The following is a 13,219-nucleotide window of genomic DNA, read 5'->3' on the forward strand; positions in this document are numbered from 1 at the left end:
CATTGCCGACGCGATGATTCTATATATCGGCCGCGCAAGACGGGCGAAGGCGCCGTTTTGGCGGAGGAACACGAGTAAAAAGGCAAGATTGATGACAGCCACACGGACGGAAACCGATACATTTGGACCCATTGAAGTTCAGGCCGATCGCTATTGGGGCGCGCAGGCGCAGCGCTCGCTCGGCAACTTCAAGATCGGCTGGGAAAAGCAGCCCGCCTCTGTCGTTCGCGCGCTCGGCATCGTCAAGCAGGCCGCAGCCCGCGCCAACATGGCGCTGGCAGGCCTCGACCCCAACGTCGGTGACGCCATCATCGCCGCCGCGCAGGAAGTCATCGACGGCAAGCTGACAGAGCATTTCCCGCTCGTCGTCTGGCAGACCGGCTCCGGCACCCAGTCGAACATGAACGCCAATGAGGTGATTTCCAACCGCGCAATCGAGATGCTCGGCGGCGAAATGGGCACCAAGAAGCCGGTTCACCCCAATGACCACGTCAATATGAGCCAGTCCTCGAACGACACCTACCCGACGGCGATGCACATCGCCTGCGTGGAAGAGATCGTTCATCACCTGCTGCCGGCCCTCAAGCACCTGCACAAGGCGCTGGAAGCCAAGGTCAAGCAGTTCGAAAAGATCATCAAGATCGGCCGCACCCATACGCAGGATGCCACGCCGCTGACGCTCGGCCAGGAATTCTCCGGCTACGCCGCGCAGGTCGCCTCGGCCATCGCCAATATCGAACTCACCCTGCCCGCGCTCTCCAAGCTCGCCCAGGGCGGCACGGCTGTTGGCACGGGCCTCAACGCCCCCATCGGTTTCGCCGAAAAGGTTGCTGACGAGATTTCCAAGATCACCGGCCTGCCGTTCGTGACCGCGCCGAACAAGTTCGAGGCGCTCGCCTCGCACGATTCCATGGTCTTCTCGCATGGTGCGATTAATGCGGCGGCGGCTGCGCTCTTCAAGATCGCCAACGACATCCGCTTCCTCGGCTCCGGCCCGCGCGCCGGCCTCGGCGAATTGTCGCTGCCGGAAAATGAACCCGGCTCGTCGATCATGCCGGGCAAGGTCAACCCCACCCAGTCGGAAGCGCTGACACAGGTTTGCGCCCACATCTTCGGCAACAATGCAGCGCTCTCGTTTGCCGGCTCGCAGGGCCACTTCGAGCTCAACGTCTATAACCCGATGATGGCCTACAACTTCCTGCAGTCGGTCCAGCTTCTGGGCGACGCCGCCGTCTCCTTCACCGACAATTGCGTCGTCGGCATCGAGGCCCGCGAAGACAACATCAAAAAGGGTGTCGAGAACTCGCTGATGCTGGTGACAGCGCTGAACAGCAAGCTCGGCTACGACATCTGCGCCAAGATCGCCAAGACCGCGCACAAGAACGGCACGACGCTGCGCGAAGAAGCCGTCGGCGGCGGATACCTCACCAACGAGGAATTCGACCAGTATGTGCGCCCGGAAAACATGATCGGGCCGAAATAAGCCTGTCGGTTTTTTTTGCTGAGATCGGAACGGGCCTTCGGGCCCGTTTTTTGTTTGTTCAACAAAAGAAAAGCCCATCCAGAACGAATCTCAGGATGGTCATTCGGGGAAGGGTTTTCCGTCATGCCGGACTTGATCCGGCATCCAGCCGCGGCGCGTCTGCGCCGTGAAAGAGTATTTTGCGATCAATGACTTGATCGCACTGGACCCCGGATCAAGTTCGGGGTGACGGAGGAGATATCCAGACTTTCCCGCAATAAAAAAGGGCCGCTGTCGCGGCCCTCTTCATCTCATTCAAACCGTCAAACCAGCCGGCTCTGCTCCACTGCGGCTTCCACGAAGCTCGCAAACAGCGGATGCGGGTCGAGCGGGCGGCTCTTCAGTTCCGGGTGGTACTGAACGCCGATGAACCACGGGTGATCAGGATATTCCACCGTTTCCGGCAGGACACCATCCGGAGACATGCCCGAGAAGACCAGGCCGCATTCTTCCAGTCGGTCCTTGTAGTCCACATTCACCTCGTAGCGGTGACGGTGGCGCTCGGAAATATCCGTGGTGCCGTAGATTTCGGCGATCTTGGTGTCTTTCTTCAGTGCCGCCTTGTAGGCGCCAAGACGCATCGTGCCGCCGAGATCACCCTTGGAGGAACGCTTCTCCAGCTCGTTGCCCTTAACCCATTCGGTCATCAGGCCGACGACCGGCTCGGGGGTCGGGCCGAATTCGGTGGAGGAGGCACTTTCGATGCCGGCGAGATGACGGGCCGCTTCCACGACCGCCATCTGCATGCCAAAGCAGATGCCGAAATAGGGCACGTTGCGCTCACGCGCAAACTGCGCCGCCATGATCTTGCCTTCGGAACCACGCTCGCCGAAGCCGCCCGGCACCAGAATGCCGTTGACCTTCTCGAGATAGGGTGTGGGATCTTCCTTTTCGAAGACCTCGGACTCGATCCACTCGAGCTTCACCTTGACGCGGTTGGCGAAACCACCGTGATGCAGCGCCTCGATCAGCGACTTATAGGCATCCTTGAGGCCGGTATATTTGCCGACGATCGCAATCGTCACTTCGCCTTCCGGCGTGCGGATACGGTTGCAGACCTCTTCCCACTGTTCCAGACGCGGCTTGGGCGCCGGTTCGATGCCGAACGCGGCCAGCACTTCCGAATCGAGGCCTTCCTTGTGGTAGGCAATCGGAACGTCATAGATATTCGCCACATCCAGCGCCTGGATGACGGCGGAAGGACGCACGTTGCAGAACAGTGAAAGCTTGCGACGTTCCGCTTCCGGGATTTCCCGGTCGGCGCGCACCAGAAGGATGTCGGGGTGAATACCGAGCGCCTGCAGTTCCTTCACGGAATGCTGGGTCGGCTTGGTCTTCAGCTCGCCAGCAGCCGGAATATAGGGCATCAGCGTCAGGTGAAGATAGATCGCCGTGCCGCGCGGCAGGTCGTTGCCGAGCTGGCGGATCGCTTCCATGAATGGCATCGCCTCGATGTCACCCACCGTGCCGCCGATCTCGCAGATGACGAAGTCGTAATCGTCATTGCCTTCGATCACGAAATCCTTGATCTCGTTGGTGACATGCGGAATGACCTGAACGGTTGCGCCGAGATAATCGCCGCGCCGTTCCTTGTCGATGATGTTCTTGTAGATGCGACCGGTGGTGATGTTATCGGTCTTGGTGGCCGAACGCCCCGTGAAGCGCTCATAATGGCCAAGGTCGAGGTCCGTCTCGGCACCGTCGTCAGTCACGAACACTTCGCCGTGCTGTGTCGGGCTCATGGTGCCGGGATCGACGTTCAGATAGGGGTCGAGTTTACGAAGCCGCACCCGATAACCACGGGATTGCAACAAAGCTCCGAGTGCTGCCGCGGCGATGCCCTTGCCTAGAGAGGAGACCACGCCGCCTGTGATGAATACATATCGCGCCATGGGATTCACCGGATACCTTTTTACCTCTGATTCCGCCAGCCCAAATTTCATGCTGTTACAAATTCGCTGTTGACGAATGTGTAATTCAACTGGCCGGAATACGAACAAAAGAAAACCGGCAGGCTTTTGGCCTGCCGGAGCGTTAAATCAGAACCGGGCTTATTGACCGGTCGGAACTGCGTTCGGATCGGCGGGCTGCGCCGGTGCCGGAGCGGCCGTGCCGGAAGCGGCAGGAGCCGTCTGTGCGGGCGCGGCTGCGCCACTATTGGTCGGAACGCCATTTCCAGCCGGAGCCGGCGTTGCGGGCGTCGCTGCCGGGCCGAGCGTGTCGAGAATGCCGTTACCCTGGCCTTGCGTGGCCGGAATACGGTTCAGAATATCGGTTGGACGCGATTCGTAACGGGTCATAAGACCAAGGCCGAGCGACGTCAGGAAGAACAGCGCGGCGAGGATCCCCGTTGTGCGGGTCAACGCATTGGCCGTTCCGCGCGCGGACATGAAGCCCGAACCGCCGCCGATACCGAGGCCGCCGCCTTCGGAACGCTGGATCAGGACCACGCCGACAAGCGCCAGCACGATCATGAGGTGAATAACAATCAAAACGGTCTGCATGACAATCCATTCCATGCCCCGCGCGGAGCACTACAAAGAAGGTTTCGCGGCTCTTTACATGAGGCGAAGGTTTATTCCAAGCCCCTTTCCAGCCACTGTGATAGGAAAGCTGGTCTCAGGCCGTCAGTTGCTCATATGCCGCATAGATGGAAAGGAAGTCCGAGGCTTTCAAGCTGGCACCGCCGATCAGCGCACCATCCACGTTCTCGACGCCCATCAGTTCCAGCGCATTGGCGGGCTTCACCGAACCGCCATAGAGAATGCGCATGGTCTTGCCGGCGTCACCGAAGCGCTTGACCAGCTCGTCGCGCATGAAGGCATGGGCCTCGCGCACGTCCTGCGTGGTGGGGGTGAGACCGGTGCCGATCGCCCAGACAGGCTCATAGGCGATGACGGTATTTTCAGCCGTCGCTTCATCCGGCAGCGAGCCGGCCAGCTGGCGCTTGAGAATATCGAGCGTCTGGCCGGCTTTGCGCTCATCCGCGGTCTCGCCTATGCAGACGATGGCGATAAGATCGGCCTGATGGGCGGCCACGGCCTTGGCGCGCACCAGATGATCCGTCTCGGCGTGATCGGTGCGGCGCTCGGAATGGCCGACGATGACATGGGTGCCAAAGCAGTCGGCAATCATTTCGGCGGAAATATCGCCGGTATGTGCGCCGGATGCATTCTGGTGGCAATCCTGTCCGCCGATCATCAGCGGGCTGTCATCGCACAGCGCCGTTGCGACATAAAGCAGTGTTGAGGGCGGGCAGATCAGCGCATCCACCTTCTCGGACAGCGCGCCCTTGACGCCCTCTGCCATGGCCTTGATCTGATCGAGCGAGGCACGCGTGCCGTTCATCTTCCAGTTTCCGGCAACAAGCGGTCGAACATTCGGCGTCATGCGTATCCCATTCCCTTTGTCTCGGGGTTGCCGCCATTAACGGCGCCCCTTCCCTCAGCCGTCTCACGGCCCATAATCGCGACAGAAACACTGCCGGAAATCCCGGGATATTCCTTTAAACGGCCCCGGCAATAAATGGTACAAAAAAGCGGCCCGAAGGTTCAAAACGACGGCCAATTTCTAAAAATTTGCCGCCGCTGACCCAAAACAGAGGCTTTAGCGGCTTAAAATCCAGTTCAAAACCGCCCGCCAGTCGGTCATGCGCACCGGCGTTCCGTGACTGCCGGTCTCGAACCGCGTAAACCGCGCCGGCTCCCCGGCCTTCAGCAATGCACGAAAGATCGTCGCCTGCTGATCCGCCGAATAGACCTTGTCAGCGCTGCCATGGGTGAACCAGACCGGCTTCTTCGCCCTGGCAAAGGCGCTTTTCGGAAAATCGGGATCGACCGCGCCGCCGAGGATCGCCATGCCCTTGAGATTGGCGACGGCAACCTTGTCGCGGCTGATGCCATAACAGATGAAACTGCCCATCGAAGCGCAGGTGAGCACGACAGGTTTCCCACCCGACTTTTTGGCCGCATCGGCAATCAGCGCCGCGACATCGGCAACGCCGTTTTCATCGAAGGAGCGCACGCTCGGCACATAATAGGTGCCGCCATTGGCAACAGCGAGGTTTTTCAGCCGGTTGAAATTGCCGCCGAACGTATAGTCGTTCATGCCGAGCCGCCGGTCGCCGCCGCGACCGTGAATGAAGATGACCGTGAAGGCCTGCCCGCTTGCCGGCCCGACGCGGCCGACCTCAAGCGCCCTGCCCTCAACGGAAACACTTTCCAGCGCCTGCGCCTTCTTTGGCGCCATATCCATATACTGCCGCTTCACCCGCCGCTCCGGCACCTCGTCGCGGCCGTTAATGTCGCGCATCTCCTGATAATCGATGACTTCCGACGCGCCCCCATCGCCGGTGGAAAGCACCGTCTGGCTGGAAAACAGCTCGTCCTTGAAGGGTCGCAACGGCCCATCGGCAGCGGAAGCAGCGCCCGGCATCACCGCAACAGTCAGGCAGAAAAGAGTACAAAACGTGAAATGAGCTGTGGACATGACTTGGTTAACCGTTCATTCGTGGCTGCGAGACTTGCCATCACAAAGGCGGCGGCGCAATCCTCCTGTTGCGAAACCCTGACATGGGTCTTGGCGTATGGCGCGCCGCGTTCGGCCACATGGCTTACACGTTTGGCGCTATAATCGCCCCATATACAAAATGATTCGCCTGGCGAAATTCTGACGACACTATTTTTGAACCTTGGACATGATGGACGATAGCAACGATCTCTTCTCCGGTCTTCCGGCGGCACAAAACAGCGAAACGGCAACGAACGAGGACGCGGGCAAACCCGTGAAGGCCCCGGCGACCGCAGCCGCGAATGTGAACGTGCAGCCGAAACCCGCAGCCGTTGCGGCCGTCACGCCCCCTGCCCCGCCCGCGCCCGTGTCTCCTGCCGGTGACGATTACGGCGCCTCGTCGATCCGCGTGCTCGAAGGGCTGGAGCCGGTGCGTATGCGTCCCGGCATGTATATTGGCGGCACCGATGAAAAGGCGCTGCATCACCTGTTTGCCGAAGTCATCGACAACTCGATGGACGAGGCCGTCGCCGGCCATGCCAATTTCATCGAGGTTCATCTCGATGCCGAAGGTTTTCTGACGGTCACCGACAACGGCCGCGGCATTCCGGTGGAGAACCACCCGCAGGTTCCCGGAAAATCCACGCTCGAAGTCATCATGACCAAGCTGCATGCCGGCGGCAAGTTCGACGGCAAGGCCTATGAGACGTCAGGCGGCCTGCACGGCGTCGGCGTATCCGTGGTCAATGCGCTTTCCGATCTTCTCGAAGTGGAAGTGGCGCGTAACCGCAAGCTTTATCGCCAGCGCTTTTCGCGCGGCGCGCCGATTGGCGGGCTTGAGGAATTGGGCGATGTGCACAACCGCCGCGGCACGCGCGTGCGTTTCCATCCTGATCCGCAAATCTTCGGCGATCACGCAAAATTCGAACCGGCCCGCATCTTCCGCATGGCCCGCTCCAAGGCCTATCTCTTCGGCGGCGTTGAAATCCGCTGGAGCTGCGATCCCGGCATGGTGCCGGCCGGTGGTGAAATCCCTGAAAAAGCCGTGTTCCATTTTCCGGGCGGTCTCAAGGATTACCTCGCTGCTACGCTCGGCAAGGAATTCACCGTTACCCGTGAGATTTTCTCCGGCCGCACCGAAAAGACCGGCGGCCATGGTGCGCTGGAATGGGCGGTGACCTGGTATGGCGGCGACACCCAGATCCATTCCTATTGCAACACCATTCCGACACCCGAAGGTGGCACGCATGAGGCCGGTTTCCGCATTGCCCTCACCAAGGGCCTGAAGAACTATGCCGAGCTGACGCAAAACAAGCGCGCCAAGGAAATCACCACCGATGACGTGATGATTTCGGCAGCCGGCATGCTCTCGGTCTTCATCCGCGAACCGGAATTCGTCGGCCAGACCAAGGACAAGCTGGCAACCGTCGAAGCCCAGCGCATCGTTGAAAATGCGCTGCGCGATCCCTTCGACCATTATCTCGCCGGCAATCCCGGCGAAGCGGACAAGCTGCTCGACTGGGTGATCGAGCGCGCAGAGGAACGCCTGCGCCGCCGCAAGGAAAAGGAAGTCAACCGCAAGACCGCCGTGCGCAAGCTGCGCCTGCCCGGCAAGCTGGCGGATTGTTCCCAGAACACGGCCGAAAATGCGGAACTTTTCATCGTCGAGGGTGACTCGGCGGGTGGCTCGGCCAAGCAGGCGCGCAACCGCGCCAACCAGGCCATCCTGCCGCTGCGCGGTAAAATCCTCAACGTCGGCAGTGCCAGCCGCGAAAAGCTCTCCGCCAACCAGCAGATCGCCGATCTCATTCAGGCGCTCGGCTGCGGTACCCGCACCAAATATCGCGAAGAGGATTTGCGGTATGAGCGCGTCATTGTCATGACCGATGCCGATGTCGACGGCGCTCATATCGCCTCGCTGCTCATCACCTTCTTCTATCAGGAAATGCCGGAACTCATTCGCGGCAACCACCTCTATCTGGCTGTGCCGCCCCTCTACAAGATCGCGCAGGGGGCGAAATCCGCCTATGCCCGCGACGATGCCCACCGCGCCGAGCTGATGGAGACCATGTTCAAGGGAAAGAAGGTCGAAATCAGCCGCTTCAAAGGCCTCGGCGAGATGATGGCCCAGCAGCTGAAGGAAACCACCATGGATCCCGAAAAGCGCACCCTGCTGCGCGTCGAGATCGACGACGTGGATTTCGAAGGCACCCGCGAGGCCGTCGACAATCTGATGGGCACCAAGGCGGATGCCCGCTTCCGTTTCATTCAGGAACGCGCGGCGTTTGCGGATAATCTGGATATCTGATCATCCAGACGGTCCCTTGAAAGGCAGCGCCCCGCGCTGCCTTTTGTGCTGATACGGAGGAGACATCATGCGGATAGTGCTGACGGGCAGCTCCGGTCGGGTCGGCCGCGCGATTTTCAATGCGCTGGCCGGCCGGCACGATGTCACGGGCATAGACCGCTCTCCCTTTTCCACAACCCATATTGTCGGCGATTTCGCCGACAACGCGCTTCTGCAGAGAGCTTTCGAGCGGGCTGATGCGGTAATCCATACCGCGGCCCTTCATGCCCCGCATGTCGGCTGCGTGCCAGACGCCGAGTTTCAGCGTATCAATGTCGATGGCACCCGCATGGTCGCGGAAGCGGCAATGGCGGCAGGCGTTGAGCGGCTGGTCTTCACCAGCACCACGGCGCTCTACGGACACGCGGTTTCAGCGGGGTGCTGCACCTTTATCGATGAAGACACCCCGCCCCAGCCAAAAAGCATCTATCACCGCACGAAGCTCGAAGCCGAGCAGCTGCTTGAAGAAATGGCCAGCCCGCGCCTCGCCGTGCGCGTGCTGCGCATGTCCAGAAGTTTCCCGGAGCCCGCTGACGTGATGGCCGCCTATCGGCTGCATCGCGGCGTCGACGTCCGTGACGTTGCAGATGCTCATGTGCTGGCACTCGGCAATGCGGGAGAAAATTTCCAGCGCTATATCATATCGGCAGCCACCCCGTTTTCCGCTGATGATTGCGACGCCCTCGCCAGGGATGCGCCTTCCGTTCTCCGGCAGCGGACCCCGGCCCTTGCGGACGCGTTTGCGCGGGAGGGTTGGGCGCTGCCGATGACCATTGATCGGATCTATTCACCCGCCCGCGCCGCAAAGGGGCTTGGCTGGACATCCGGGTTCGGCTTCGAGGAAGTATTGGCTGAGCTTGCCCGGCGCAGCCTGGAAGTCCTGCCTGTAGGCGCCGGCATCAGCGGAAAATCCGAGTAAACGCCGGCCTTATGCCGCAACGTCCTCGCGAACCCCGAGAATACGGTCGATCAATCCCCACTCCAGAGCCTGTTCCGCCGTCATGAAAAAATCCCGGTCCATGGCCGCTTCGAATTTTTCATAGCTGTGTTTGCAATGCTCGGAATAAAGCCGCGTCATGCGGTGCTTGGTCAGCCGCATCTCCTCGGCATGGATCAACATGTCCGAAGCCTGCCCTTGAAAGCCGCCCAGCGGCTGGTGAATGTGGATGCTGGCATTGGGAAGCGCCGTGCGCTCGCCCGGTTCACCCGCCATCAGCAGAAATGACCCCATGGAACGGGCCGTTCCCATGCAGAGTGTATGAACCGGCGCGCGGATGTAATGCATGGTGTCATACATTGCCAGACCACTGGTCACTACACCGCCCGGCGAATTGATATAGAGATGGATCGGCTTCTTCGGGTTCTCCGCCTCCAGAAACAGCAATTGCGCGCAGACCAGCGCGGAAACCGTATCGTTGACCTCTCCGTTGAGGAAAATGATCCTTTCCCGCAGCAGGCGAGAATAGATGTCGAAAGACCGTTCTCCCCTTGAGGATTGTTCGACTACCATGGGGACGAGTTGCATCGCTTCGCGCATCGGCGAACTCCTGTCGTTTGAAAATGTCGAGGAACCTGCCTGTCAGGCGGCGAGCTTGATCGGCGAACCGTTGTGGTTGGCAGCCGCCTTTACCACCCGTGCGGGCTTGATGACGGGCATATCATGAATGATCCGCAGGCTGGTGCCGCGACGGTCATTCGATGCGATCGTAAAGGTGACGGTGCTTTCCAGAAACGGCGGATTATCGTCGCGCAGCCTGTAGCGCACCTCCTCGCCGGGCTTTCTATCGATTGCTTCCGGTTCCGCCAGAGCCTCTGCCGGCAACCATATGGCGCGAAACGCCGGAATGCTGATCGCCCGCCACACCTTCTGCGGCGGCTCGTCGAGATCATATTCAAGCTCGATGGCATCAGGAGATTCCGGCTTTTGCACGTTCATTGATCCATATCCTTCAGCAGCAGCTTCAGAGCTTCGATACGCTGTGGCCAATAGGCGCGGTATTTGCCAAGCCACGCCGCAATGCGCGTCAACCCGTCCGGATCGACCTCATAATTGACGAAACGGCCCTGTCGCCTTTCCACCACAAGCCCGGCCCCGCGCAGCACCGAAAGATGCTGTGACATGGCCGGCTGGCTGATGTCGATGCCTTCGCGCAGCGCGGAAGCATTCATGGCGCCATCCGCCAGCTTTTCGAAAATGGCACGGCGCGTGGGGTCAGCCAGCGCCCGGAAAATATCATTCTCACTCATGACCAACACATAAGCACACGCTTATGTGATTCGCAAGCCCCAGCCCATTCACGAACACCATATTTTTCGCTCCCGCATTACCCGTGGCAATGAACGCTTTACCCCCTCGCGCGTTTGCATCCCGCCTGATAATCTTCGGGCCGGGAGCGATAAAAACAAGTGACTGCATTTACGGCCTTCATCATCATTCTTCTCATCCTCATTGGGCCGAGCCTGTTTGTCGTCATCGGTAAGCAGCGGGAAAAGGCCATTCCCAAACGCCCCTCCACCGCCCTTCCCGTTGTAGAAGATGAAACGGCGCTGGACCGCCACTGGCAGTCGATCCGGAACGGCTGGAACGAGAAGAATGCGCTTTGCCTGCTGCATTCCAACCTCGATGCCTTTGCCGTGCGTGTGGCCGCGGCACGCGCCGCCGGGCGCAGTCTCGATCTCATGTACTACATGTGGAATGCCGATCTGACCGGACGGCTGATGATGCGTGAAGTCATCACCGCCGCCGATCGCGGCGTGCGCGTGCGCCTGCTTCTCGATGACCTCGGCGTCTCCATTTCCGACCGCATCTTCCACGCCATCGACAGCCACCCCAATATCGAACTCAGGCTGTTCAACCCCACCCGGGCACGGGAAAACATCCTGCATCGCAGCCTCGAACTGGTGCTGCGCTTTCGAAGCGTCAACCGGCGTATGCACAACAAGGCATGGATTGCCGATGGGCGGGCGGTGATCGTCGGCGGTCGCAACATCGGTGACGCTTATTTCGATGCCGCCGAGCGGGCGAATTTCCATGATTTCGACATTCTCGGTTTCGGCAGGATCGTTGGCGACGCCACTGAAATCTTCGACGATTATTGGAACAGCGCCGTTTCCGTGCCGGTACGCTCGCTGCTGGCACGCAGACCGAACAAGCTTGCCCGACTGCGGCGCGAACTGGATGCCTTGCCGCAAAGTGAGGCCGCCAAACCCTATCTCGAGCGCGTTGAGAGCCAGTACGGCCGCGATCATTTTCTGATGTCGGACCGTCTGCACTGGGTTGATACCGCAGATGTGCTGGCCGATCCGCCGGAGAAAGCGGCTGGAAAACGCCGCAAGGGCCACAATTTCCTGATGGAGAGCCTGTTGCCGCTGATGCAGGCCGCGGGCGAGAGCCTGCACATCACCTCCCCCTACTTCATTCCCGGCAAACAGGGCGTGGAGATATTCCTCGATCTTGCAGAACGCGGCGTGTCTCTCGCCATCCTCACTAATTCCTTGGCCGCAACCGATGTCGCCGCCGTTCACGCCGGTTATGCCCGTTATCGAAAACCGCTTCTGCTGGGCGGGGTGCGTCTGCATGAATTGCGCTCGCAGGCAGACCAGGGCAGCTTCACCCTGCGCGGTTCGGGACAGGCGAGCCTGCACACCAAGGCCTTCACCCGCGACGGCAAGACTGGCTATATCGGCTCGCTCAATTTCGATCCGCGCTCCGCCTCGCTCAATACGGAAATGGGCGTTGTTTTCAATTCGCCACTGCTGGTGGCCCGCATGGACGAAATATTCGCCGAAGAAATCCGCCGAACGATGAGTTTCGAGCTGGGCGTCGATAGCGGCAACCGCATCGTCTGGATGACGGAAGAACAGGGCCGGCCGAAGACCTACCGGCGCGAACCGGACGCGGTCATCAGCCGGCGGATCATCGCCGGCATCATGCGTTTCCTGCCGCTTGAATCACAGCTTTAACGAAGAAGGCCGCGCTCAGGCGGCCGGCCTCACTCCGGCCCTGGCCAGCTGTATCTGCACCAGCGTATCGAGGTTCTGGTTGACACGGCAGTAGAACTCCTCGTCGATGAAGGGCCGCAGCATGAAATCATTGCCGCCCGCCTTCAGGAACCGCGCCGACAACAGCCGGTTGGTGGAGGACGACACGCCGATGATGCGCAACTCATGCGACCCGCGCACGGTGCGGATGCGCCGCGTCAGTTCGAAACCATCAATGTCAGGCATGTTGTAGTCGGTCACGACGAGGCCGATATCGGGACTGGCCTTCAGGATTTCCAGTGCCTTCGCGCCGCTGTCGGCAAGACTGACGCGGAAATTGTAGCGCTTGAGGCGGCTCGACAGCAGCGCCCGCGCCGTTGGGCTGTCATCAACGATCAGCACGTGGTGGCGGTGGTTGGTGAGGAACCGGCAGACCGATTCCGTCAGCATGTCCACGGCGAAAATATTGTCCTTGAGAATATAATCGACCACATCCTTGGCGATCAGCGTCTCGCGCGTCGCCTCATGGAATGTGCTGGTAAAAACGATGGTCGGGATCGAAAGATCGATCAGATATTCCAGCGCCTCACCCTTTTCCGCCCCCGGCAGGTTGATGTTGGAAATCGCCAGCGTCACCGGTTCTGGAGAATGTTCGTAACAGGCCTGCAATTCTTCAAAAGAGCGGCATACCTCCACGGAAACGCCGAGCATTTCCTTGAGCCGCATACTCACCATCTGGGTGAATACGTTGCTGTCTTCCGCCAGCAGAATGCGATTATTGGTGAAAGGCACGCCCGAATATTGCATGCCCGTAATGCCGAGAAAATTCATCCTGTCCCAGTCCCCCATCGTCCTTCAGG

General features: G+C 60.1%; 12 protein-coding genes. 4 read left to right on the forward strand and 8 right to left on the reverse strand.

The genetic code is table 11. The features are described 5' to 3' along the window. Positions 1-91: 91 nt before the first annotated feature. Positions 92-1,483, forward strand: coding sequence for a class II fumarate hydratase (gene fumC, locus CFBP6623_RS06840; RefSeq protein ID WP_046800061.1), 1,392 nt, complete (start codon positions 92-94; stop codon positions 1,481-1,483). A 302-nt stretch (positions 1,484-1,785) separates the two neighbouring features. On the opposite strand, the gene CFBP6623_RS06845 is transcribed toward fumC, so the two are convergent. The 4 genes from CFBP6623_RS06845 to CFBP6623_RS06860 all read right to left on the reverse strand — a co-directional run bounded on the left by CFBP6623_RS06845 (position 1,786) and on the right by CFBP6623_RS06860 (position 6,010). Continuing rightward, positions 1,786-3,414, reverse strand: a complete 1,629-nt coding sequence (locus CFBP6623_RS06845; RefSeq protein ID WP_046800060.1) for a CTP synthase — start codon at positions 3,412-3,414, stop codon at positions 1,786-1,788. Between the two features lie 159 nt (positions 3,415-3,573). Beyond that, positions 3,574-4,026, reverse strand: coding sequence for a preprotein translocase subunit SecG (gene secG, locus CFBP6623_RS06850; protein ID WP_046800107.1), 453 nt, complete (start codon positions 4,024-4,026; stop codon positions 3,574-3,576). A 115-nt stretch (positions 4,027-4,141) separates the two neighbouring features. Next, positions 4,142-4,912, reverse strand: coding sequence for a triose-phosphate isomerase (gene tpiA / locus CFBP6623_RS06855; RefSeq protein ID WP_046800059.1), 771 nt, complete (start codon positions 4,910-4,912; stop codon positions 4,142-4,144). 216 nt (positions 4,913-5,128) lie between these two features. Next, positions 5,129-6,010: an alpha/beta fold hydrolase gene (locus CFBP6623_RS06860; RefSeq protein WP_062653890.1), complete on the reverse strand. Its 882-nt coding sequence runs from the start codon at positions 6,008-6,010 to the stop codon at positions 5,129-5,131. 208 nt (positions 6,011-6,218) lie between these two features. Between CFBP6623_RS06860 and parE the strand changes: the two genes are divergently transcribed. Beyond that, positions 6,219-8,339 (forward strand): DNA topoisomerase IV subunit B, encoded by a 2,121-nt coding sequence (gene parE, locus CFBP6623_RS06865; RefSeq protein ID WP_046800057.1) that lies wholly within the window; start codon positions 6,219-6,221, stop codon positions 8,337-8,339. 67 nt (positions 8,340-8,406) lie between these two features. After that, positions 8,407-9,297, forward strand: a complete 891-nt coding sequence (locus CFBP6623_RS06870; protein ID WP_046800056.1) for an NAD-dependent epimerase/dehydratase family protein — start codon at positions 8,407-8,409, stop codon at positions 9,295-9,297. 9 nt (positions 9,298-9,306) lie between these two features. On the opposite strand, the gene CFBP6623_RS06875 is transcribed toward CFBP6623_RS06870, so the two are convergent. The 3 genes from CFBP6623_RS06875 to CFBP6623_RS06885 are packed head-to-tail and all read right to left on the reverse strand — an operon-like array spanning position 9,307 to position 10,625. Beyond that, positions 9,307-9,915: an ATP-dependent Clp protease proteolytic subunit gene (locus CFBP6623_RS06875; RefSeq protein WP_046800055.1), complete on the reverse strand. Its 609-nt coding sequence runs from the start codon at positions 9,913-9,915 to the stop codon at positions 9,307-9,309. Between the two features lie 42 nt (positions 9,916-9,957). Beyond that, a complete protein-coding gene (locus tag CFBP6623_RS06880; protein WP_080842071.1) occupies positions 9,958-10,314 on the reverse strand; it encodes an SRPBCC family protein in 357 nt (118 codons plus the stop codon). Next, complete coding sequence (locus CFBP6623_RS06885) at positions 10,311-10,625, reverse strand: ArsR/SmtB family transcription factor (protein WP_046800053.1); 315 nt, start codon at positions 10,623-10,625, stop codon at positions 10,311-10,313. The genes CFBP6623_RS06880 and CFBP6623_RS06885 overlap by 4 nt, the downstream gene beginning before the upstream one ends. A 159-nt stretch (positions 10,626-10,784) precedes the next feature. On the opposite strand from CFBP6623_RS06885, the gene CFBP6623_RS06890 reads away from it, so the two are divergent. After that, positions 10,785-12,341, forward strand: coding sequence for a phospholipase D family protein (locus CFBP6623_RS06890; protein ID WP_046800052.1), 1,557 nt, complete (start codon positions 10,785-10,787; stop codon positions 12,339-12,341). Between the two features lie 15 nt (positions 12,342-12,356). Here CFBP6623_RS06890 and CFBP6623_RS06895 read toward each other — a convergent pair whose 3' ends face one another. Continuing rightward, positions 12,357-13,190 (reverse strand): response regulator, encoded by an 834-nt coding sequence (locus CFBP6623_RS06895; RefSeq protein WP_046800051.1) that lies wholly within the window; start codon positions 13,188-13,190, stop codon positions 12,357-12,359. Positions 13,191-13,219 lie beyond the last annotated feature (29 nt).

This window comes from Agrobacterium tumefaciens, from assembly GCF_005221385.1.
In the GTDB taxonomy this organism is placed as follows: Bacteria; Pseudomonadota; Alphaproteobacteria; order Rhizobiales; family Rhizobiaceae; genus Agrobacterium; species Agrobacterium tomkonis.